The 22,476-nt window shown below is 74.2% G+C and carries 20 protein-coding genes; 7 read left to right on the top strand and 13 right to left on the bottom strand.

Annotated features, from left to right (window positions below; all coding sequences use genetic code 11):
• Positions 1-44: 44 nt before the first annotated feature.
• From tgmA to tgmC, 3 genes are read left to right on the top strand one after another with little or no spacing between them, the layout of a single operon-like run.
• Entirely contained in the window at positions 45-308 is a 264-nt protein-coding gene (gene tgmA, locus ACIG0D_RS03325; protein ID WP_399795965.1) for a putative ATP-grasp-modified RiPP, read from the top strand.
• A complete protein-coding gene (gene tgmB, locus ACIG0D_RS03330) occupies positions 308-1,273 on the top strand; it encodes an ATP-grasp ribosomal peptide maturase (protein ID WP_399795966.1) in 966 nt (321 codons plus the stop codon). Before tgmA ends, tgmB begins: the two co-directional genes overlap by 1 nt.
• On the top strand, positions 1,270-2,397 hold the full coding sequence (gene tgmC / locus ACIG0D_RS03335; protein ID WP_399795967.1) for an ATP-grasp peptide maturase system methyltransferase: 1,128 nt from the start codon (positions 1,270-1,272) through the stop codon (positions 2,395-2,397). The genes tgmB and tgmC overlap by 4 nt, the downstream gene beginning before the upstream one ends.
• Positions 2,398-2,420: 23 nt before the next feature.
• Here the strand turns inward: tgmC and ACIG0D_RS03340 are convergent, their stop codons facing one another.
• The gene (locus tag ACIG0D_RS03340; RefSeq protein ID WP_399795968.1) at positions 2,421-2,987 is read right to left on the bottom strand and encodes a hypothetical protein; all 567 of its coding nucleotides are present in this window, start codon (positions 2,985-2,987) and stop codon (positions 2,421-2,423) included.
• 276 nt (positions 2,988-3,263) lie between these two features.
• On the opposite strand from ACIG0D_RS03340, the gene ACIG0D_RS03345 reads away from it, so the two are divergent.
• On the top strand, positions 3,264-4,127 hold the full coding sequence (locus ACIG0D_RS03345) for an alpha/beta hydrolase (RefSeq protein WP_399795969.1): 864 nt from the start codon (positions 3,264-3,266) through the stop codon (positions 4,125-4,127).
• A 159-nt stretch (positions 4,128-4,286) separates the two neighbouring features.
• Complete coding sequence (locus ACIG0D_RS03350; protein ID WP_399795970.1) at positions 4,287-5,669, top strand: MFS transporter; 1,383 nt, start codon at positions 4,287-4,289, stop codon at positions 5,667-5,669.
• A 13-nt stretch (positions 5,670-5,682) separates the two neighbouring features.
• Here the strand turns inward: ACIG0D_RS03350 and ACIG0D_RS03355 are convergent, their stop codons facing one another.
• From ACIG0D_RS03355 to ACIG0D_RS03390, 8 genes are all read right to left on the bottom strand, one after another.
• Entirely contained in the window at positions 5,683-6,516 is an 834-nt protein-coding gene (locus tag ACIG0D_RS03355) for an FkbM family methyltransferase (RefSeq protein ID WP_399795971.1), read from the bottom strand.
• Positions 6,513-6,749: a Trm112 family protein gene (locus ACIG0D_RS03360; protein WP_399795972.1), complete on the bottom strand. Its 237-nt coding sequence runs from the start codon at positions 6,747-6,749 to the stop codon at positions 6,513-6,515. The genes ACIG0D_RS03355 and ACIG0D_RS03360 overlap by 4 nt, the downstream gene beginning before the upstream one ends.
• On the bottom strand, positions 6,749-7,651 hold the full coding sequence (locus tag ACIG0D_RS03365; protein WP_399796348.1) for a hypothetical protein: 903 nt from the start codon (positions 7,649-7,651) through the stop codon (positions 6,749-6,751). The genes ACIG0D_RS03360 and ACIG0D_RS03365 overlap by 1 nt, the downstream gene beginning before the upstream one ends.
• Before the next feature lie 15 nt (positions 7,652-7,666).
• The gene (locus ACIG0D_RS03370) at positions 7,667-8,374 is read right to left on the bottom strand and encodes a class I SAM-dependent methyltransferase (RefSeq protein WP_399796349.1); all 708 of its coding nucleotides are present in this window, start codon (positions 8,372-8,374) and stop codon (positions 7,667-7,669) included.
• A 230-nt stretch (positions 8,375-8,604) separates the two neighbouring features.
• Positions 8,605-9,942 carry a condensation protein gene (locus ACIG0D_RS03375; protein WP_399795973.1) on the bottom strand — a complete coding sequence of 446 codons (1,338 nt, stop codon included), beginning with the start codon at positions 9,940-9,942 and terminating at the stop codon, positions 8,605-8,607.
• Positions 9,939-14,345 carry an alpha-(1->3)-arabinofuranosyltransferase family protein gene (locus ACIG0D_RS03380; RefSeq protein ID WP_399795974.1) on the bottom strand — a complete coding sequence of 1,469 codons (4,407 nt, stop codon included), beginning with the start codon at positions 14,343-14,345 and terminating at the stop codon, positions 9,939-9,941. The genes ACIG0D_RS03375 and ACIG0D_RS03380 overlap by 4 nt, the downstream gene beginning before the upstream one ends.
• Positions 14,342-15,124, bottom strand: coding sequence for a class I SAM-dependent methyltransferase (locus tag ACIG0D_RS03385; RefSeq protein ID WP_399796350.1), 783 nt, complete (start codon positions 15,122-15,124; stop codon positions 14,342-14,344). Before ACIG0D_RS03385 ends, ACIG0D_RS03380 begins: the two co-directional genes overlap by 4 nt.
• A gap of 41 nt (positions 15,125-15,165) precedes the next feature.
• Positions 15,166-16,305: a glycosyltransferase family 4 protein gene (locus ACIG0D_RS03390; protein WP_399795975.1), complete on the bottom strand. Its 1,140-nt coding sequence runs from the start codon at positions 16,303-16,305 to the stop codon at positions 15,166-15,168.
• 348 nt (positions 16,306-16,653) lie between these two features.
• Here ACIG0D_RS03390 and ACIG0D_RS03395 point away from each other — a divergent pair, with 348 nt between their 5' ends.
• Both ACIG0D_RS03395 and ACIG0D_RS03400 read left to right on the top strand, forming a co-directional pair.
• Positions 16,654-16,812, top strand: coding sequence for a hypothetical protein (locus ACIG0D_RS03395; protein WP_399795976.1), 159 nt, complete (start codon positions 16,654-16,656; stop codon positions 16,810-16,812).
• Complete coding sequence (locus ACIG0D_RS03400; RefSeq protein ID WP_399795977.1) at positions 16,809-18,122, top strand: helix-turn-helix domain-containing protein; 1,314 nt, start codon at positions 16,809-16,811, stop codon at positions 18,120-18,122. Before ACIG0D_RS03395 ends, ACIG0D_RS03400 begins: the two co-directional genes overlap by 4 nt.
• On the opposite strand, the gene ACIG0D_RS03405 is transcribed toward ACIG0D_RS03400, so the two are convergent.
• From ACIG0D_RS03405 to ACIG0D_RS03420, 4 genes are all read right to left on the bottom strand, one after another.
• A complete protein-coding gene (locus ACIG0D_RS03405; RefSeq protein WP_399795978.1) occupies positions 18,053-19,138 on the bottom strand; it encodes an MBL fold metallo-hydrolase in 1,086 nt (361 codons plus the stop codon). The two genes, ACIG0D_RS03400 and ACIG0D_RS03405, sit on opposite strands and share 70 nt — an antisense overlap.
• A 262-nt stretch (positions 19,139-19,400) precedes the next feature.
• Positions 19,401-20,714, bottom strand: a complete 1,314-nt coding sequence (locus ACIG0D_RS03410; protein WP_399795979.1) for a PucR family transcriptional regulator — start codon at positions 20,712-20,714, stop codon at positions 19,401-19,403.
• 16 nt (positions 20,715-20,730) lie between these two features.
• A complete protein-coding gene (locus tag ACIG0D_RS03415; protein ID WP_399795980.1) occupies positions 20,731-21,639 on the bottom strand; it encodes an ABC transporter permease in 909 nt (302 codons plus the stop codon).
• A complete protein-coding gene (locus ACIG0D_RS03420; RefSeq protein ID WP_399795981.1) occupies positions 21,626-22,420 on the bottom strand; it encodes an ABC transporter ATP-binding protein in 795 nt (264 codons plus the stop codon). Before ACIG0D_RS03420 ends, ACIG0D_RS03415 begins: the two co-directional genes overlap by 14 nt.
• Between the last annotated feature and the right edge of the window lie 56 nt (positions 22,421-22,476).

A 22,476-nucleotide genomic window follows, 5' to 3' on the forward strand; every position in this document is an offset into this window, starting at 1 on the left:
CTTCCGGGCGAGGTCGCGCAAGGAACAAATCGAGAGAAGAGGCCATGGAGAACGAAGTGCAGGACGATCGGATCACCCCTTGGGGAATCGGCCGTATGAGGCCTTTTCCTGCCACGGCCTTCCTGCCCGCCGTCCGCGCCGTCCTGGACGCCGGGACGCAGACCGCCCTGTGGGTGGGGCCGGACGGCGTCCCGGCCCCGGGTCTGGACCGGCACAAGCGGTCGGAGACGTCGAAGGAGACGGCGACGAGGACCAGTCTCGACGGCACCCCGGACCAGGGCAGCGACCAGCAGGGGGACAACGACTGATGGCCTGGGGTGGGCGGCCCGTCCTCGTCGTCTCCCGCTTGGACGACGCGACAGCCGATGAAGTGATCACCGAGCTCAACCGGCGGCGCGTTCCCGTCGTACGCCTGGACCCCGGGGACTTCCCCGCGGCCGTCACCGTGAACGCGACCTTCGGCGGTTTCGGGTCCGCGGGCACTCTGGTCACCGAAACCCGCACCGTCGACCTCGACGGTGTGCGCTCGGTGTACTGGCGGCGGCCCACCCCTTACACCGCGGACCTCGCCATGAGCGAGCAGACCGCCCGCTGGGCCGTGGAAGAGGCCCGTTACGGGCTCGGCGGCACGCTGGCCGCCCTTCCCGGTGCCCACTACGTCAATCACCCCTGGCGCAATCGGGACGCCGAGTTCAAGCCCGCGCAACTGGCCACGGCCGCCCGCTGCGGGCTGACCGTACCCGCGACCCTGATCACCAACGACCCCGACAAGGCGCGTGTCTTCGCGCTCGCCCACCGGCCGGTCCTGTACAAGCCGTTCCGGCAGACCGAGTACACCGACGCCGGCGGCCGGGCACTCACCGTGTGGATCGAGGATGTCGACCCGGAACAGATCGACGACCGAGTCCGCCATACCGCGCATCTCTTCCAGCGGCGGGTGCCGAAGACGGCCGACATCCGCCTGACCGCTGTCGGCGAGCACTTGTTCGCCGTCCGGATCGACGGCTCACCCGGCGTTGACTGGCGACGCCACTACGACAGCCTCACCTACACCCCTGTCAGGGTCCCATCCGAGGTCGCGAAGGGAGTACGCGCCTACCTCGACGCCTTCGGACTGGTCTTCGGCGCCTTCGACTTCGGCCTGGACCCGGACGGCCGATGGCACTGGTACGAGTGCAATCCCAACGGCCAATGGGCCTGGTTCCCCGACCACATCACCTCCCCGATCACCGCCGCCCTCGCCGATCAGCTCCAGTACGGAGGCAACGCATGACCGCTGACACGGCCCGACTCCGCCGTGCGCTCGCCGAGTCCGTCCCCGTGGACGACCCCGCCTGGCGTGACGCCCTGGAAGCGGTCCCGCGCGAACTCTTCCTCGGCCAAGCGGTGTTCCGACCGTCCGGTACCCGATGGGAGCCCGTGATCCGCGAGTCGGTCGGTGACGAGGAATGGCTTCGTCTCGTCCACCAGGACACCACGTGGGTCACGCAGATCGACGGCATCGCGGCGGCCGACGCCACGGGCCCGCTGTCCGGTCGCCCGACCTCCTCGAGCACCCTGCCGTCACTGGTCGTCCGCATGCTCGACCTCGCGGGGATCCGTGAGGGAGACAGGGTTCTGGAGATCGGCACCGGGACCGGTTACTCCACTGCCGTTCTCTGTCATCGTCTCGGCGACCAGAACGTGTACTCCATCGAGTACGACCCCCGGCTCGCCGCCGCCGCGGCCGAGCACATCCGCAGCGCCGGGTACTCTCCGACACTCCTCACCGGCGACGGACTCGCCGGTCACCGGGACGCTGCCGACTACGACGCGATCGTGGCCACGTGCGCGGTCCGGTACATCCCGCCGGCGTGGCTGCACCAGGTACGGGACGGGGGAACGATCACCACAACCCTCAGCGGATGGATGCTCGCCTCCGGCCTGATCCGTCTCACCGTCCACGACGACGGCACTGCCACCGGACGCTTCGCCGACGACCGGATCGGCTACATGCTCGCCCGCCCTCATGAGCGACCGCCCCGGCCCACCTTCCATCAGCGCCCCGGACACACGCGCCCCACCCGCCTGGACCCCGGGCTCCTCGAGGACTGGACCGGTCACTTCGTCGCGCAGCTCGCCGCGCCCTCCGCCGAGCTGATGACCACCGGTGACGGCGTGATCCTCGTCGACGTGGCCACCGGTTCGCAGGCGTGGACCGAGACCGCCGGGAACGGGTGGCGGGTGCACCAGCACGGGCCCTTGCGTCTGTGGGACGCCGTGGAGGAAGCCCTCACGACCTGGCGGGCGGCCGGGGCACCGCCGCAGTCCCGGTTCGGCATGAGCGTGGAGGGTGACGGCACCCAACGTGTCTGGCTCGGGGAGCCAACCGGACCGGGATGGGACCTGCCCGTCTGACACGCGCAGGCCGGCACCGCGGGCTACTCCGGCAGCAACCGCTGGAACAACCCCCAGGTGAACTCCGCCACCGCCTCCCGTCCGTCCGGCCCGGTGACGGCGAGGCCCCAGCGGGTGGGGGCCGTGCCCTGGAGGGGGCGGGCCGGGGGGAAGGCGTGGGCGGCCTCGTCGACAGTGCAGGACCAGGGAGTGAGGTCGTCGAGGGTGTGGAGGCGGGGGGAGGGTGCCCCGGGGGCGCGTACGAGCCATTCGTTCCAGACGGCGTTTCCCTCGCCGACCAGGATCTCGAACCGCAGGTCTGGCCAGAGCGGGACCGGCCACTGCCAGGCCTCGCAGGTGAGGTCGCCGATGCGGCGGGGGGTGCGGGACTCGGGGGTGCCGAGGACGGAGCGGTAGCGGGCGGCGGCGGAGCGGACGCGGGGGGAGCGGAGCATGGCCTGCCAGCGCTTGTTGGCCTCCCGCATGTCGGTCAGGGAGACACCGAGGGTGCGGCGGGCGTCGGCGACCAGGTCGGGGTTGTGGTCGGCCATGCGGCGCAGCAGGACCAGCTGGAAGTCGAGGGGGGTGAAGGGGCGTGCGGGACCGCTCATGGGGCGAGTTTCGCAGACGGGAGCTTACGGGGCGGCTGCTCGATCCGGAGTTCGTCGGGGGAAGACGGCGACGCGGGCCGGCGGTGTACTACCACGGTGTACTACCACCAGGCGACCCGGGTGCCGCCCGGCGTCCACCAGGCAAGCGGAAGGGTCTGAATCGGTTGCCGGGGTGATCTTCACTGCGTAGGGTCCCCGGTGGGGGATCGGGGATCGGGCGGCTGTTCGAGTCGTACTGCGAACGACGCTCCCGGGAGAGAGGGAGTGGACACAGGGATGCAGCCGACGTTTGTGCTGGTTCATGGAGCCTTCGCGAATTCGTTCTCCTTCGCGCCGTTGCAGGCCGAGCTCGGGCTGCTCGGGCATCGGTCGGTCGCTGTCGATCTTCCCGGGCATGGGTTCCAGGCGAGTTATCCGCGGGCCTATCAGGCGCCGCAGGATCCGGAAGGACTCGCCACCGCACCCGGCTCGATCAAGGGGGTGACGCTCGCGGACAACGCCGCGCATCTGATCGGGGTTCTGGAGCGGGCCAAGGAGAACGGGCCGGTGATCCTCGTCTCGCACAGCCGGGGCGGTATCACGGCCACCGCGGCGGCCAACGCACGGCCGGACCTGATCGACCGCATCGTCTACGTGTCGGCCTGGTGCCCGGTCGACCTGGACGTCAACGACTACTACGCCGAGCCGGAGATGGCCACGGTCGACGCCTCCTCGCTGCGCCTGGCCCTCGCCGGGAACCCGGCCGAACTCGGGCTGCTGCGCGTCAACTTCCGCACCGCGGACCCGGCCGCCCTCGCCGCGTTCAAGGCGGCCTTCCTCGCCGACGGCACCGACGACGAGTTCCTGACCTTCCTGAACACCTTCCAGCCCGACGAGAACCTGGACGTCGGCACCTCCGCCGACCGGGCGCAGGCGGCGACCTGGGGCCGTATCCCGAAGACGTACGTGCGTCTCGCCGGTGACGCGAGTCTGCCGCTCGCGATGCAGGACCGGCTGATCCGCGAGGGCGACGCGCTGACGCCGGAGAACCCGTACGACGTCCGCACCCTCGAAGGCAGCCACCTGAAGTGGCTCATCGACCCGGCCCCGGCGGCCCGGACCCTGGGGGAGCTGGCCGCGCTCACGGGAGCCAGTTCCTGAACTGGGCGACGCGACTGGTAAGTTGAGCGTATGGCCGTTTTCGTGAAGTGACTCCGGTGTGCCGCCACGCCCCCGTGACGGGGTGGTGGCACGGAAGCGTCGTGTCTTCCGTTGCCCCGTTGCCGACGGCTTCGGGGCCGATCTGGAGTACCCGTCTTCATGAACGCCTTTTCCGCGGCCGCGGACGGTTCCGTCCGCCCCGTGCGTGACCGGCGCCCCTGGGCGCTGGCGCTGCTCTCACTGCTTCAGTTCCTCATCGCGGTCGATGTGACCGTGGTGAACGTCGCTCTACCGTCCATCGGCGCGCAGTTCCGGTCGGACGTCGCCGATCTGTCCTGGGTCGTCACCGGGTACACCCTCGTCGGGGGTGGCCTGCTGCTGCTCGGGGGGCGGCTGACCGATCTGCTCGGCAGGCGGCGGATGTTCCTGCTCGGCGCCGCGCTGTTCGGGCTCGCCTCGCTGGCCGCCGGGCTCGCCCCGGATCTGCCGACGCTGGTCGCGGCCCGGCTGGCGCAGGGCGCGGGGGAGGCACTGGCCTCGCCCGCCGCGATGTCCCTGATCGCGTTGTTGTTCCCCGGGCCCGAGGAGCGGGCGAAGGCCCTCGGCGTGTGGGGGGCCATCTCGGCCGCGGGGCTCGTGGTCGGGGTCGTGCTGTCCGGGGCGATCGTGCAGCTGCTGCACTGGCGCTGGATCTTCGGTGTGAACGTGCCGATCGTGGCCTTGGTGCTGGTCCTCACGCCGGGGCTGGTGCGCCGTGACGGTAGCGGGGCGCGCGAGCGCCGGCGGCTCGATCCGGCCGGTGCCGCGCTGCTCACCTGCGGGCCGCTCGCCCTGGCCTACGGGCTGCTGCGGCACTCCGCCGCGGCGGCGGTGGCCGGCCTCGTCCTGCTCGGCGTCTTCGTGCTCGTCGAGTCGCGCACGCGCCATCCGCTGGTGCCGCTGTCGTTCTTCGCCCACCGCGTCCGGGCCGTGGCGAACGCGGCGACCGTGCCGCTCAGTGCGGCCCTGTCCGCGACGTTCTTCCTGCTCACCCTCTATCTGCAAGACGTGCTCGGCTTCAGGCCACTTCAGGCCGGGCTGGCGTATCTGCCGTTCTGTGCGGCGCTGATGCTCGCCATCTCGCAGGTGTCCCGGCTCATCGGCGCGATCGGCGTCAGGCGCACCAGCGTACTGGGGCTCGTGCTGACGGCCGCGGGCCTGGCCTGGCTGGCGCGCCTGCCCGATCACGGCGGCCTGTGGGCCGATGTGCTGCCCGGCATGCTGGGCGTGGCGGGCGGCATGGGGATCGGGCTGGTGGCGTTGCAGAACGCGGCCCTGGCGGACGTCACCGAGGACGACGCCGGTACGGCGTCCGGCGTGCAGCGGTGTGTCGACCAGCTCGGCGGCTCCCTGGGCCTCGCGGTGCTGGTGGGCGCTGCCCTGGGCGGCGGCGCGGTGCGGGTCGCCGAGTTCCGTACGGCCTTCGCCTGGGCAGCCGCCGCCCTGGTGGCGACGGCGGCTGCCGTGGCGCTCACGGCGAGGGACACACGGCAGCGCGGGTGACGAGCCGCCCTCGCTAGCGCAGGGACCCGCGCCGCCTCAGGGACCCGCGTGGGCGCGCGCGGGTCCCTGAGGCGCCCGGGGTGCGGCCGTCCGGGAGGAACAGGACCGAGTTGACGTACCGGGGGCGGTGCGTGAGGGGGAGGACGCGGCGCAGGAGGCCGTGGGTGGCGACATGGGCGGTGGCCGCCTGGTGGGACTCCAGCGGGAAGGCGGACAGCGGCATCCACCGGTCCGCGGGGAGGACCCAGCCGTCGTAGCCGAGCACCCCGAGGTACGTCACCACCGGCGCGATCGGCTGGATACGGGACTCCAGTTCCACGAGGAGGGCCGGGCGGTCGCGGGCCAGGAGCGCCGTCGCGCCCCGCAGCACCGGCAGTTCGCCACCGTCCACGTCGATCTTGATGAAGCCGACGTCCCGCAGGCCCAGGTCGTCCAGGGCCACGCAGACGACCTCCAGGGCGTGGGCGTGGATGTCCCGGCGGATCAGGGACGACACACCGCGGCTGCCCGAGCCGTCGCGCGGGGGCAGCCACAGGCGGGCGGTGCCGGGGCGGTCCGCGGCGGCTGCCCGGACGACCCGTACGTTCGCGGGGGCCGTCGCCGACAGCAGGTCCGCCAGGTGCGGAACCGGCTCCACGGTCACCACCCGGCGGGCGCGGCGGCTCAGCCGGCGCGTCCACGGGCCGTACCAGCCGCCCACGTCGACGGCCGTGCCGCAGCCGGGCGGGCACAGGTCCGCGATCCTCGCCAGCTCCGGCTCGAAGCGCGGGTACACGGCGCGGGCCGCCGCGGCGACCAGGCGGCGCGGGAGGAAGGGGGCCAGACGGGCCGCCGGGGTCGTCGTCATGGGGTCATCCGGCGCAGCAGCTCCTCGTGTTCCTCTTCCGACACCTGCTCCCCGGACGACGGCAGCAGCTGCGGTATGCCGTCGACGACGGGGTAGCGGCGGCGCAGACGGGGGTTGTACAGCGTCCCTTCCCCCGTACCCTCGCGTGCTTCCGCCTCCGGTGTCAGCAGGTGCAGCGGGCCCTTGTCCAGCGGGCACGCGAGGATCTTCATCAGGGGGTCGTCGGGGGTCATCACGGGGTCAACTCCTCGCGGGCGGACTCGGATCGGGGTGTCGCGTCGTGTTTCGGCATCGTCAGCAGGACCGCCACCGCCAGCGCCGTGCCCGACAGGCGCAGCGCCAGCCGCAGCGGGTCGCCGGGCAGGGCCTCGCCGAACGACAGCGTGCCCAGGACGGCCGTGAACAGGCAGGTCACCGTCGTGCACACCGGCACGATCAGCGAGGCCCGGCAGCGTTGCAGCGCGGCCTGCGACATGACCAGGCCGAACACGCCGGTGAACAGCAGCAGGTAGGGGTACGGCGAGCGCAGGACCGCGGTCAGGGTGCCGGGGAGGTCGCTCGGTGCCCAGTAGCCGGACACGCCCTTGATGGCCAGCGAGCTGACCCCGTAGAGGAGCCCCACCGCCACGCCGTACTCCACGCCCGTCGTCGGCAGCCGGTGGCGGCGCGCGGCGCGGCGCTCGGCGGACCGGTAGAGCCAGACGCCGGCCGCCAGGGACGGTACGCACAGCAGGAGCAGCAGCGGGTACGGTGCCCCCCGGCCGACCGTGTCCGTCTTCTCGTCCAGGGACAGCACGACCATCAGCAGCGCGGCGAGGATCGCGGCCAGCGCGTACCGCTCCCGCCCGCTGGTCTCCTCGCCCAGCAGCCGCGCGGACAGCAGCACCAGCACCACCAGCCCGGACACGAACAGGCCCTGCGCGGCGGCGATCGGGAGAGTGCGGTAGACGACGAGCTGGGCGGCGAACCCGGCGGCCAGCGCCAGCGAACCGGCGATCCACAGCGGGCTGCCCAGCACCAGCCGCAGCAGCCGGCCCGGCGCGCGCACGGTCACCTCCGGCAGCCTGCCCAGCGCCCGCTTCTCCAGCACGAAACCCCCGCTGTACAGGACGTTCGCCAGCAGCGCGGCGGCCACTCCCCACCACACGGCCTACGTCCTTCGCGCGTGCAGGAGGAGGATCGACGCGAGCGGTGGTCTCGCGCAGGCCAGCCGGTCCAGGGCGCGCAGCGGGCGCGGTACGCCGTGGAAGGGCGCCCCGGCCAGCCGTACGACCCCGAAGCCCGCCGCCGTGACGAACTGCCGCAGCGCGCGGGCCGTGTACAGGCGCAGGTGACCGACCACCTCCCGGCCCGGCCGGCCGTGGACCGCGCGCAGGCTGACCTCGGAGAACACCGGCTGCACCCCGACGGCCAGCAGACCGCGGTTGTACCAGGCGGCCAGGTTCGGGGTGGACAGCATCAGGTGGCCGCCCGGGCGCAGCACCCGGCGGATCTCGTCGAGCGCGGCGTCCGGGTCCACCAGGTGCTCCACCACCTCGCTGAACAGCACCGCGTCCACCGAGCCGGTGCGGAACGGCAGCCCGCCGTCCGTGAGTTCGCCGCGGATCGCGTACGGCAGGCGGGTGCGGGCGCGGATCAGGGCGTCCTGGGACCAGTCGACGCCGACGACGCGGTGGCCGGGGAGCAGGGGGGCCGCGGTGGCGGCGGCGGTGCCGTCGCCGCAGCCGATGTCGAGGACCGTGCAGCCGCCCCCGGGCGCGGCGGTGCCGAGCGCGGCGGCCAGCATGCGGGCCTGGCGCAGCGAGCGTGCGGGGCCGGAGGCGACCGGGACGGCGGGGTTCTCGTAGAAGTCGCGCAGTCCGTCGCGCCGGTCGTCGCGCCGACTGTCACGCCGGTCGTTGCGCCGACTGTCGCGCCGGTCGTCGCGTCGGCTGTCGCGCCGGTCGTCGCGTCGGCTGTCACGCCGGTCGTCGCGTCGGCTGTCGCGTCGGCTGTCACGCCGGCCGTCGTGCGGGCCGTCGTGCGGGCCGTCGGGCGGGCCGTCGGGCCGTTCGTCGTGCCTGCCGTCGCGAGGGTGCGTGGGGAGGGTCATGCGGGGTGTACCTCCGTCGCGTGCAGGTAGTGCGCGAACAGGTCCCGCAGGCGGGCGCCGTCCGCGTCGCCGAGCAGGGCGCGGGACCAGCGCAGGGCGAGGTGCAGCCGGCCGGCCGTGGAGGCGGTGGTGACCGTCAGTCCGCGCGGCATCCGGGCGGGCGCCGAGAACCACACCGCCCGCGCCCGCCCCGCCTCCGCGCCGAAGTCCAGCGGGTACGGAATACGGCCGATGTTGCTGAGCAGGGTCGTCGACGTCCACGGGGACGCCGCCCGGCGCAGCCCGCGCGTGACGGCGGCCCGCCACGCCACCGGTGCGACGGGCGCCGTCAACAGGGCGGCACCGTGGCCGAGTTGGGGGCGGGAGAGGGATTTCAGGGCGCGGGTGCGGGTGGCGGTGCGGTGGAGGAGGGCCACCGTGTCGGTCGCGTCCGGGTCCGCCAACTCGCTGTGTGAGAAGGGGACTTCGACCAGCCTCGTGCCGTTCCCGATGGGCATCGTGTGGTCGCGGGGGCGGTCGTCCACGGGCATGGTGATGCGGAGGGGGCGGGGGCGGGCGCCGTGCTCGCGGTTCCAGTGGGCGAGGGTGAGTGCGGTGGCCACCATCAGTTGGTCGTTCACCGTGTACGTGGCGCTCTTGGGGCGGTGCGGGACGGGGAGTTCGGCTACGAGCATGCCGTTGCCGTTGCCGTTGCCGTTGCCGTTGCCGTGGGCAGGGTCCGGGGTGCCCTGGGCGACGCGTGTGGGGCGGGACCAGGGGGAGGGCGTGTCGGCGGGGACCCGCGCGGGTTCGGCGGGCCGTACCGGGGGCGGCGCGGCGGGGGAGTTGTCCCGGCCGCCGTACAGCTCCGCGGCCGTGGCCAGCACCCGCAGACAGGCCGGGCCGTCCAGGGCCGTGTGGTTGAGGGTGAGCAGCAGCACCGTGCCGCCCGCCTCCGGTATCGCCTCCAGCCGCACGGGTGGCGCGAGCGTGAGCGGCGGGGCCTGCGTCAGCGCCCGCGTCCGCGCGTCCCGCACCGCGTCCGGCCCCGCCTCGGGGAACGTCACCACGTCCCCGTCCGGTCCGTCCGTCAGCTCCCACTCGTACCGGCGCCGGTACCAGGGCCCCGGGGCCTCCCGCATCAGGACCCGTGGATGCCGGCGCAGTGCCTCCCCGAAGGCCTTCCGCAGCCGGTCCGGGTCGACCGGGCCCGGCAGCCGCACCTCGATGTGCACCGTCTCCGGCTCCTCGTCCCGCACACAGTGCCGGGTGATCTCGTCCACGACCGGGAACGGCACGCGCTCCAGCGGCCGGGGGCGTGGTCCGGGGTGCGCCGGACGCTCGACTGCGCTCATGGGCGGTCGCCTCCGGGGGAGTCGTCGAGTGGAGCCCGTGGGGCTGGTGGGCCTGGTGGTGGGTCTGTTCGGACCACTGGGCCGGGCGGTCCGGGCGGTTCCGGCGGCAACGTCTCCCCGCCGTACGCGGTCCCCGTCGACGCCGACCCCGCCGACGCGGACCCCGCCGACGCGGACCCCGCCGACGCGGACCCGGTCGCCGGCAGCACCGCCGTAGTGCCCGTCTCCTCGCCCGCACCCCGCCCCTGCTCTCGCCCCCGCACACTCACCACCGCCGCGAACAACCCCACCAACGCCAGCAGTTGAGCCGTACGCCCGAACGCGCCCGCCCCCTCCGCCACCGGCTCCCCGGCCCCGGCCGCGGCGACGGCACCCGCCGCCGCGAGACTCAGGAACGCCACCGGCACGAGCACCGCGTGCCGCCGGTGCGCCAGCACCGCGAGTACCGGGATCAGCAGCGCGAGCCAGCCCGCGATCAGCACGCCGACCACCGTCACCGCCACCGTGCCCAGCCACAGCCCCGGCGCGGGCGGCAGTGGCTGCGGCGGGTCGGGGTTGGCGGCGCGGCGGCGCCACAGGGCCAGGCCCGCCAGTACGGCCAGGCCCACGCCGCTGCCGATCAGCGCGGCCTCGTACGTCGTCGCGGGTTCGTACGTCAGCCGGATCGTGCCGCCCGCCCCGGCCGGGACGTGCCAGCCCTGCTGCCAGCCGTCGAGGCGGACGGGGGTCAGCTCCTCGCCGTCGAGGGTGGCGCGCCAGCCGTCGTTGTGGTTCTCGTACGTCGTCAGATAGGCGGCGGCCCCCGGGCCGACCGCCAGTTCGCGGCGGTCGCCCAGCCAGTCCCGCACGCGCAGGTCGCGGTCGGCGGTGACCGGCCGCGGGGCGGTGCCGCGGGTGAGGGTGACGTCGGTGACGACGAGGGGGCCCGCGTCGGCCGCGTCGACCCGGTGCGCGCCCGCGGTCAGGTCCAGGCCGTCCGCGCCGCACAGCGTGACCTCCACGGGCCGCCGCTCCACCAGGTCGCGCACCGTGCCCTTGACGCTCGTGCGGTGCCGCTCGCCGTCCACGGTCAGCACCGGGCCCTTGCCGCACGGCAGGGTGAAGGCGCGGGCGGGGGAGGGCTGCGGGGTGCGGTAGTGGTCCAGGGACGGGATGTACGCCTCCGTGAGGCCGACGGGGAGTTGCAGGTCCTCGTCGACGACCGGGTTGTGGAGGGTGAGGGGCGCGGTCCTGGTGATGGTGATGTCCAGGCGGTCCGTCGTGATCGGCGGGAAGCGGACCCAGCCGTTGTCGTCGACGGCGGCGATCGCCGCGCCGTCCGGGGAGCCGAGGTGCACCTCGGCCGGCCGGGACGACAGCCCGCCCGCCGCGGCCAGCACCAGCCCGTCCACCGGCTGCTTGTCCGGCCAGCGCAGATGGAGCGTGGGCCGGTCGCCCGCGATCCACGCGGTGGTCAGGTCGCCGTCGGTGAGGTTGCGGGCGGCGAGGCCGGTGCCGAGGCGGGCGGTGGAGTCGGCGGTCGCGGTGACGCGCTGCCGCTGCCCGGGCGCGGCCTCGTACAGCAGCCGGTCCAGCTCCGGGCCGGGCACCACCACCGCGCTCGCCGCCACCCTGTACGTGCCGGCCGTGCCCGTGGTGAAGCGGCGGTGCAGTCCCGGCTCGGTACCGGTCGGGGACATCCCCGCGGGGTCGGCGACGCGGTGCAGGGAGACGATCTCCGTGGCGGCGGTGGTGCGGGCCGCGTCCACCGGCAGCCGCAGCGTCCGCGTCACCCGCACCCCGGGCAGCTCGATCTCTGCGAAGCCCGCGCCGAGCAGCCCGGCCCGCCGCGCCACCGAGTCGACGACGGTCAGCTTCATCCAGCGGGTCCCGCCCCGCGGGGCGCGCACGGTCTGCGTCGTGCCGTCCGGGCGGAGGTGGCTGGTCACCCGCCCCCGCTCGGTCTCCACCCGCACCCGGGTCGGCGCCGACCGCACGCCCTCCTGCGGCAGCGGGGTCACGGCGAACGACGCGGGCATCGTGTAGCCGTCGCCCGCGAAGCCGATCCGCAGCCACTCGCCGTCCGGGGAGCCGTCGGAGCCCTCCGTCCACACCGTCCCGGGGTCGCCGTCGAAGGCGTTCACCGGGTCGAACTGCGGCAGGTGGAAGAACCAGCTTCCGTACGACGAGGCGGTCACCGACCGCGCGCCGCGCAGCTCGGCCACCGTCTGGTGGTCGAGGCCGGTCACCGGCAGGATCTGGTGCGGCGGTTCGCCCGCGTCCTGGTGGGCGCCCGGCGCGTTGCGCTCGTCCCGGGTGTACGGGTACGACGTGTTGGCGTTGACCAGCCCGAACCGGGTGTCCGCGCGGCGCAGCCCGTCACCGGTCAGCTGGACGTCCGGGGTGCCGGGCCCGGGGTGGGGGTCGCCGGTGAGGACGGTGGCCCGGCCGCGCAGTCGGGTGGCGACCGGCAGCAGCGCCTCGGGGCCGCCCGAGACCCGGACCGTGCCCGTGACCGGCCGCAGCGCCGCCTGCCCGGGGCGCGGCACGTCCGGGTCGGCGGGCCGGTAGATCTCCACCGCCCGCTGCCTCGGATACAGGCCCTCCACCTGGAGCGGGGTGTCGTCGGCGATCCGGCCGCCGGTCATGACGGGGCCGAGTCCGGTGACCCGCTCGTAGCCGGACTGTTCGAGGGCGCGCTTGACCGTGGTGGTCGGCGTGTGGCCGATCTGGTCGGGGTCGAGGTCGTTGCGGACGACGACGTAGTGGATGCCCGCCCGGCTCAGGTAGTCGGCGAGGCCCGGCACTTCGCCGCCCGTCCGCAGCGCCTGCTCGACCGCGTCCATGGCGCGCCGGTTGCCGGGGGTGCCGAAGGGGACGTAGTCGCGCTGGGCCCAGCGGGAGTCGGCGAGCACGTCGAGGGGGTGGTCGATGGTCGAGCCCCAGGTGTAGATGCCATGCGCGGTGGCGGGGACGACGAGGGCGCGGGAGTCGGGCGAGTACTTCTCCAGCCAGTCGGCGGTGGCCTGCCAGTAGCGCGGGATCTCCGTGAAGGAACCCGGGTTGAGGATCGACCCGTTGAGATACGGCCACACCAGGCCGGGCAGCACCAGCACGGCGGCGGCCAGCGGGACGTACCGGCGACCGCGCGCCGGGTGCGCGCCCCTTGCCCCGTGCGCCCCGCTTGCCCCTTGTGCCCCGCTTGCCCCACGTGCGCCGCGCGGCTCCGCGGCCACCGCGACGAGATGCGCGAGCCCCAGCGCCAGCGCCAGCGCGAGCCCCGTCTGGAACTTGTAGATGTTCCGGAAGGGCGCCAGCCAGCCGTTCAGCCAGTCCTGCACGGCCGCGTGGAAGGGCGCGCCGAACCCGCCCCCGTACCCGGCGAGCAGCACCAGCGCGCACACCAGCACCGTCAGCACCAGCCAGCGCCGCTCCGGCATGTCCCGCCGCGCCAGCCCGGCCAGCCCCAGCCCGGCCGCGAGCGCCGAGCAGACGATCACCACCGCCGAGGCGGCCACCGTCCACCCGGCGGGCAGCCACGCCTCGCCGAAGTTCAGATACGCCACCCAGTTCCCGGCGCCGCGCAGCGCCTCCGTCGCCGACATGGTGGCCGTCGTCGTCTGCGAAGTCTCCACGTAGGGCAGGAAGTTCTCGCCGTACGCGCCGAGCAGCAGCAGCGGGATCCACCACCACGCCGTCGCCACGAGCACCGCCGGCGCCCACCAGGCGATCAGCCGGCGCCGCCGGGGACCGGGCGGCCGGGACAGCAGATACAGCCCCACCGGCAGCAGCGACGCCAGCGTGGACGCCGCGTTCACACCGCCCATGAACGGCACGAGCAGCGCCGAGCGCAGCGCGGCCACCCGGGCGGTGTACCGCTCGTCCGCCAGCGGCAGCAGCACCCACGGCAGGAACGCGCCGGGCAGCGCCGCCGCCGACGTGGAGCCGACGACCGTGGTGAACACCGGCCACAGCGCGTACGCCACCGCCGCGAGCAGCCGCGACGCCGGGCCGCCCACCCGCAGCCGCTCGGCGAGGCGCAGCGCGCCCCAGAACGCGGCGGTCACCACCAGCGACAGCCACAGCCGCTCGGCGATCCACACCGGGATCTCCACGGCCCGGCACAGCCAGTGGAACGGCAGCATCGGCCACAGATAGCCGACGTACTGGTCCTGGATGCCGCCGAACCCGGCCCGGTCGTGCCACAGCTGCCCGAGATCGGCGAGGAAGCGCCCCGGGTCGACCGTCACACCCAGCTTGGTGTCGAAGGTCTGCCGGCCGGGCCGCACGGCCAGGAACAGGACGAAGACCACGGCCCAGAACCCCAGCGGCCGGCGCCACGACCGGGGCCCGTGGGGCGGGCCCGCGGTGGTCGCGGAGGTGGGGACGGCTGCCGGGGGAGGGGCCTGGACCGTGGTCGTCATACGGGACACCGCCGGAGGATGAGAAGGAGGTTCCAGGTGGCCACCTCGCGCAGACCGGGGACCTTCACGATCGCCTCGCCGAGGAACGGCCAGTAGCGGGAGCGGGCCGAGACGAGCGTGATGTCGTCGCGGGCGCGCACCTGCCGCAGGGTGGGGCCGATGTGCACGGCGAACAGGTTCTCGCCGAGGGTGTGCTTGGGCTGCCGCCCGGTACGCCGCTCGTGGCGGGCCCGGGCCCGCTCCGCGCCGAGGTAGTGCCAGGGCGCCCACTCGTGACCGCCCCACGGGGACAGCCAGTTGGTGAACGACACGTAGATCAGCCCGCCGGGCCGGGTGACCCGCACCAGCTCGCTCAGGAACGTCTGCGGATCGGCCACGTGCTCCAGCACGTTGGAGGAGAACGTGACATCGGCGACGCCGTCGCGCAACGGCAGCAGATACCCGTCGGCGACCACCGCCCCCTCGGGCGGCTTCTCACCCAGCTCCCGCACATCCGGCTCGAACAGCCACGCCTGCGCGCCGCGCCGCCGGAACTCCGCGGTGAAGTATCCACTCCCACCGCCCACGTCCACGACGGTCCGCCCGGCCACACTCCCGTCGTACGCCTCGACCTGATCGACGGAGTGACGGGCGAGCAGCGCGTAACAGCCGTCGGGGTCGTCCTGCTCCCGCAAGAAGGCCCGGAACAACTCGAGCGACGCGCACACCGAGGCACCCAGGGGGCGCGGGGCTGTCACATGTGCGGCTCCGCCGCGTGGGCGCGACCGGCCACGACGCACCGGCACTCGCGCGACCGCGTCACGGATACGGCGCATAGGCGTCACCGAACCGCCTCACAGGCAACCGCACGGAACTGCCGCACGGTCCGCTCCCACCGATACCGTGCCGCCCGCTCCCGCGCCGCCTTGCCCATCATCTCCCGGCGCCGCTCCGACAGGGCCAGCGCGCACCACGCCGCGGCGAACGAGGACTCGCCCTGCGCCAGCACCCCGGTCTCCCCGTCCACGACGGAATCCCGCAGCCCCGGCACGTCGAAGGCGACCGACGGAGTCTCCCGCGCAGCCGCCTCCGTCACGACCAGCCCCCACCCCTCGACCGCCGAGGGATGCAGCAGCAGCCACGCCGCGCACAGCAGCCGGTGCTTCTCCGCCTCGGAGACATGCCCGGTGAACTCCACACCGGGCCCGGCCAGCCGCTCCAGGCGGGCGCGTTCGGGGCCGTCCCCGACGATGACGAGCCGCCCGCCGGTGACGGGCCGTACCCGCTCCCACAGCCGCAGCAGCAGATCGATCCGCTTGTACTCGACGAGCCGCCCCACCGCCACGAACAGCGGCTCGGGCGAGCGTTCGGCGCGGGGACCCGGGTCCTCGACCCCGTTGTGCACGACGCGGATACGGTCCCGTTCGACACCGATCGCGCGCAGCGCGTGCGCCGTCGACGGGGAGACGGCGACCAGCAGACCGGGGGAGCGGGACCCGGTCAGCGCCCAGTGCTCGAGTCTGCGGCCGAGGCGGGCGGCGGGCGCGAGGGGGCCGCCGAACCGCATCTTCCACAGGTCCGTGTGGACATGGTTGACCAGGCACAGCGTCGGCCCGCGATGCCACAGCGGCGCCAGGTACGGCATGCCGTTGCACACCTCGACCAGCAGGTCGGTCTCGCCGACCTGGCGGGCGAAGGCGGAGCGGGCGCGCAGATAGTGGTCGTAGGGGCCGCCCATGGAGACGACGCGGTAGTCGCGGTAGGACGCGGGCCCGCCGCACAGCAGTGTGACCTCGTGACCCAGCCGGGTCAGTCCCTCGGCGAGGCGGTCGACGAGCAGCTCGGAGCCGCCGGCGGCCGGGTTGCCGAGGTCGCGGTGGGCGAGGAAGACGATCCGGCGCGGTGGTGGGGGGAGCGCCGAAGGACGGTGCTGCGGCGGCCTGGGGAGGGCGGCGCGCAGCGGTGGCACGTGCTGGGGCATGGGTGCTCCAACTCGTCTCGGGGTGCGGAACTCGGTGTGGGGGAAGGGGTGTTCCGGGTGGGGTTGCCTGCGAGGTGGGGGGCGGGGGACGGCTGTGGACAGGCTGTGTCCGGGGTGGGTGGACAGTTTTGGCCGAGCGCATCGCCACGGCTACTCACGGGGATGACAATTTCGGCGGTTGTCGGAGCTGACGTCACATCAGTTCGTGAGTGTGCGTCGGTCACCCCTCCCCTTGACGCCGCGTGACCACGTTGTCGACACTGTGCAGCGACAGGCAGGGGCGGGACTCCCGGGGTGGGACGACCTTCGGACGATCTCCGGTCTCCGGACCAGGGAGGCAGACCCCGCATGTCCAGACTGCTCGCCGCCACCGTGACCGTCGTGGCCGCCGCCGCGCTCGCCGTCGCCGCCGCCTTCGGCATCGTCGCCCTGCTCGACGCCACCCCCGACCAGCCCAACACCCCGCTGATCACCTACGAGCAGGCGGGCGGGGGGAGCCGGCCGTGACCGCGCAGCCGGCGGCGACCGTGCCGCCCCGTTCCGCCTGGCACGACGTGCCCCGGCTCCAGGTGCGCCGGTTCGCCGCGCTCGCCCTGGCCGAGGCGCCCGCGCTCGCGGAGGAGATCATGCGCGAGATCCGCCGCGAGTACCCGCACCTGCCCGTCGTCCTCGACGAGAACGGCGAGCCGATGGCGCTGGTCGGCATCCGCCGCGCCGTCGAGTCCTTCGTACGGCACCTGGAGCACGCCCACGACGCGCCGGGCAGCCCCACCGTGCCGCCCGGCCTGTTCGAGAACTTCGGCCGCGGCGAGGGGCTGGGCGGTCGCAGCCTGGACTCGCTCCAGGCGATCTACCGGATGGGCGTACGGCTCGCCTGGCGCCGTTTCGCGGAGATCGGGCAGCGGGTGGAGATCCCGCCGCCCGCGATGTACGAACTCGTCGACGCGGGCTACGAATACCTCGACGGCCTCGTCGACCAGTCCGTGCGCGGCTACGCCGAGGCAGCCGCCCGCCAGGCCGGGGAACGGCTGCGCCACCAGCGCCGCCTGCTGGAGGTGCTGCTCGCCGAGAGCCACCGCGACGACCCCGCCGACGCCCTCGTGGAACGGGCCGCGCGGATCGGCTGGCCGCTGCCCGAGAAGGTCGCCGTGGGCGTCCTGCTGCGCCCCGCCCGGGAGGCGGTCGCGCCCGCCGTCGGGCAGGGGGTGCTGCTCGACATGGAGTACGAGCGGCCCCGCATGGTCGTCCCCGAACCGGACGCCGCGGGCCGCCCCGAACTGCTCCAGCGAGCGCTGACCGGCTGGGCGGGCGCGATCGGCCCGCCCGTTCCGCTCGCCGAGGCCGCGAAGTCGCTGAGCTGGGCGGAGGCGGCCGTAGGGCTGATGGAGCGGGGGCTGCTGCCGGCCGGGGAGGTGCTGCTGTGCACCGAGCACACCGAGGCGCTGGTGCTGCTCCAGCCCGAGGAGCTGATCGACGATCTCGCCGTACGCTGCCTGGCCCCGCTCGCCGGCTGCGGGCCCGCCCACGGGCGGCGGCTCGCGGAGACCCTGCTGGCATGGCTGGAGACCAGGGGCGGGGCGCCCGAGGTGGCCGCGCGGCTGGGCGTCCACCCGCAGACCGTCCGCTACCGCTTACGCCAGATCCGGGAGCTGTGGGGCGACGGCATCGACGACCCCGACCGCCGTTTCGAACTGGAGCTGGTGCTGCGCGCCCAGCGCCTGCGCGGCGAGATCGGCCGCCTCGGACCTCAGCCACGCCGCACCCGGCCCACCGGCAGGCGCACCAGGTCCCGGCCGACGACGACCCGCCCCGAGTAGCCCCGCTGCACCTTGGCGTGCCAGGTGGCGTCGGAGACGAGGTTGACCGCCCCCGGCACCAGATGACTCAGCACCAGCGTCTTGACCCCCGCCCGCTCGGCCAGCGGCCCCAGCTCGGTCGCGTCGGTGTGACTGATCTCCATGTGCCGCAGCTGGGCGGGCTTCAGCCCGCCGAGCTTCAGGGTGGCCAGATCCATCACCTCGTGCACGAGGACGTCCGCGCCCCGCGCCAGCCGCTCGACGTTCCGGCAGGGCGCGGTGTCCCCGCTGAACACGACCGACCCGTCGGCGGTGTCGAACCGGAACGCGAAGGAGGGAAAGACGGGCGGATGCTCGACGAGCACCGCCGTCACCCGCACCCGCTCGTCCCGCATCACCTCGAACGGCCGCATCGCCGGCGCCATCATCCGACCGGGCCCGGCCCCCCGGGGCATCCGGAACGCCACATCGTGCGCCACCACCAGCTCCCGGATGTCCGGCCACCCCTCACTGCGCATCCGGACGTTGATGTCGTACGCCGTCCCCTCGATGTGCCGCCGCAGCAACTCCGCGGTCCCCGGAGCGGGCGACTTTGGACATACGGTGTCCACCTCCCGCCCGGCCGGCCACACCCTCGGCAACTCCCCCGCCGACCCCGGCCCGTACACGTGCACCGGCCCGCCCAGCGGCTGGAACCCCCCGAACCGCAGCCACAGCAGCGGATACAGATCGGCCAGATGGTCCGAGTGCAGATGCGTCACGAACACCGCCCCGAGCTGCCCGGCGGCCAGCCCCGCCTCCGCGTACCGCCCGAACGCCCCCGGCCCGCAGTCCACCAGATACACCCGCCCGTCCACCACCAACGCGGACGAGATCCCGGCCCGCCCGAACATCGGCACCGGCCCCCCACTGGTCCCCAGCAGCACCAACTCGGTCCGCGCCCTGCCCCCCTCCGCCGCCCCGGCGCCCGGCGCGCCCCGCACACCCAACGCGGCAGCCGCGGTCAGCCCCGGCGCCGCGACGGCGGCACGCAACACGCTCCGACGGCTGCGAGCGCCCCGAGCGACAGAAGTGAAAGACACGGAACGGAAGTTGGGCATGGCGCATCCCGAGGGGTGAGGAGACGGACGGACAGCGAGCCCGCGACGCGAACACGTCACCGGAAGCTCCACCTGCCAGCAGTCAACGACTCCGCTTCCCCCCGGGCTTTGGTCCCACCGCCCAAACTCCGGGGGGTGTTTGGGATCGGGGTACATCGTCGGACGGGATGCGCTAGGCGAGGTCCCGCTCAGTTCGAGATCATCGGGTGGGACCGGTCGCCCCCGGTGGCCCCAGCAGATGGGTGATCTCCAAAGCCAGGCGGAGGTCCAACGGGTCCGGAGGGAGGGGGCCGCCCAGGAGTTCTGTGGCTCGGCGGACTCGGTAGGTGACCGTGTTGCGGGCGATGTAGAGGCGTTCGGCGGCGCTTTGGGGGCTGCGGCCCTCGGCGAGGTAGACGCGGAGGGTTTCGCGGAGGTCGGCGAGGCGGGGGTGGTCGGCGGCGAGGGGGCCGAGGACTCCGGTGGCGAACCAGCGGGCGTGTTCGGGGTCGGCGGTGAGGAGGGCGGCGGTGGCGACGTCGGCGTAGTCGCAGAGCCAGCCGGTGTGGCCCAGGCGGGCCATGCGGGCGGCCTCGCGGGCGCCGCGGTGGCTGCGGCGGAAGCCTTCGGGGCCGTAGCCGAGGGGGCCGACGGCGACCTTCAGCGGTCTGCGTTCGGGGATCAGGTGGGGGAGGCGGGCCAGGGCCTCGCGTGGGGGTGGTGCGGGCCAGCTCGTCCAGGCCCACAGTTCCGTGCCGCCCGCGGCCACCGTCAGGAGGTTCTCGCCGCCCACCGCGCGGGACAGTTCGGCGGCGAGGAGGCGTAAGGCCCGGTCGGAGGGGTCGGGGGCGGGCGAGGTGATGATGAACGCCGCGTGGTGGCGGGCCAGGTCGTAGCCGAGGGTGCGGGCGGCGACGGCGCCGCCGCCGACGGGGCGGCCGGCGAGCAGGTCGTCGACCGTGCGGCGGCGGGCCGCCTCGGTGCTGCGCCGCCAGCGGTCGCGTTCGGCGACGTACTCCTCGGCGAGCCGGCTGGCCTGGAGGTCGGCGTAGACGAAGAGGAGTTCGCTGACGCGGTGGGTCTCGCGGGCCCGGGTCGCCGCCTCGGGTTCGCGGTTCAGGGCGTCCATGAGGCGGGCGTGCAGGTGGGCGTGACCGAGCCGGACGCCGCGCAGGACCCGGTCCAACGGGACGTTTCTGCGGGCCAGTTCCGCGTTGCCCGCGACCGCCTCCGGCGGGACCAGGTCCGTGGTCGGCCGGGGCTCGGTGAGCAGGGCGTGCAGCGCGGTCAGGACGGTGGCCTCCACCGCGCGGCGGAACGGCGGGAGGGCGCCGGGGGTGCCGTGCTCCGGGACCTGGCGCACGATCTCCGCCGCCATGTCCCGGGCGACCTCCACCGCCCAGCCGACCGGGCCGGGGCCCAGCTCCGCCTCCGCCGCCGCGAGCGTGCCGGGAGGACAGGCGGGCTCCGGGGGCGCTCCGCCGGGGGCGAGCCGCAGCAGCCAGGCCTGGGCGGAGCCGGGGGTCGTCGTCACCTGGTCAGTACAGCGGTCAGGGGCGGGCGCCCGCCAGGCCCCGGGAACGCAGCATCCGGCGTTCCAGGGGCGCGAAGAGCAGCAGGTCCACGGCGACGCCCACGACCAGGATCTCCCCGATCGTGGCGAGGACCAGCGCCATGTCCTGGTACGAGCGGGCGTTCTCCAGGAGCTGCCCGAGACCGAGCCCCAACTCCGGGGAGCTGGCGATGAGTTCGGCCGCCATCAGGGAACGCCAGGAGAACGCCCAGCCCTGCTTCAGGCCGGCCAGGTAGCCCGGCAGCGCGGCGGGCAGCAGCACGTGCCGCACCCGCGCGGCACCCGTCGCGCCCAGCACCCGGCCCGCGCGCAGATACAGCGGCGGCACCTGGTCGACGCCCGCCAGCAGGCCGTTCGCGATGGACGGTACGGCGCCCAGCAGGACGACGGCGTAGATCGTGGCGTCGGTCAGCCCGAACCACACCACCGCGGCCGGCACCCACGCCACGGACGGCAGGGACTGGAGCCCCGACAGCACCGGCCCGAGCGCGACGCGCACGGGTCGTACCGCGCTCAGCAGCAGGCCCAGCGCGGTGCCCAGCGCCACCGCCGCGACGAAGCCCAGCGCGCCGCGCTCCATGCTCGTCCACACCGTGGAGAACAGCGTCCCCTCGTACCACTGGTCCGCCAGCGCGCCTCCCACGTCCCCGGGCGACGGCAGCAGATAGTCCGGCTTCAGCTCCGCCGCGTACGCCGCCTGCCACAGGAGGAGGACGAGGACGAGGGCCACCACCGGGGGCAGCACCCGCTGCCGCAGGATCCGCCGCAACGGCAGCCGGTCCGGCCGGGAGGGCACGCTGTCCAGCGCGTCCAGCCCCGCTCCGACCGCCGCGGTCTCGGCGCCCGGGGCCTTCCTCGTCACCGTGTCACCGTCACCGGCGCCCATGGCGGCGGATCTCCTCCCGCAGGGCCTCGGTGACCTGGGCCGTAAGCGTGGCCTCCGGGCCGCCCGGTTCGGAGGCCCACTCGCGCACCACCCGGCCGGGCCGCGACGACAGCATCACCACCCGCTGCCCGAGCCGCACCGCCTCACGCACGTTGTGGGTGACGAACACGACCGACAGCGTGTTCTCCGACCAGATCCTGGTCAGCTCCTCGTGCAGCACATCGCGGGTGATCGCGTCGAGCGCGGCGAACGGCTCGTCCATCAGCAGTACGTCCGCGTCCTGCGCGAGGGCCCGCGCCAGCGCCACCCGCTGGCGCATCCCGCCGGACAGCTCGTGGACGCGCTTGCCGTACGCGTCCTTCAGCCGCACCAGCTCCAGCAGCCGCCGCGCCTCGCCCGCCCGCTCCCGCCGGGGCACTCCCCGCAGCCGCAGGGCGAGTTCGACGTTCCGCCCGGCCGTCAGCCACGGGAACAGGGCGTGGTCCTGGAACATCAGCGCGGCCCGCCGTCCGCCCGGCACGTCGATGGCCCCGGCGGACGGCCGGTCCAGGTCCGCGACCAGGTTCAGCAGCGTCGACTTGCCGCACCCGGACGCGCCGAGCACACACAGGAACTCGCCGCGGTCCAGGGTCAGGCTGATGTCGTCGAGGACCGTCTGGCGCCGGCCGCCGACGTCGAACCACTTGGAGACATGGGTGAGCCGTACGGCGGGGGGTTCCACCCCGGCCGGGGCGAGGACGGGACGGGCCGGTGCGCCGGCCCGCAGCACCGTTTCTGACATGAGATCAAATCCTTCGGTTCAGGGAGTTCGGTGATCGCGACCGGTGTCTGCGGCCG

The organism is Streptomyces sp. NPDC052773, from assembly GCF_044547145.1.
In the GTDB taxonomy this organism is placed as follows: Bacteria; Actinomycetota; Actinomycetes; order Streptomycetales; family Streptomycetaceae; genus Streptomyces.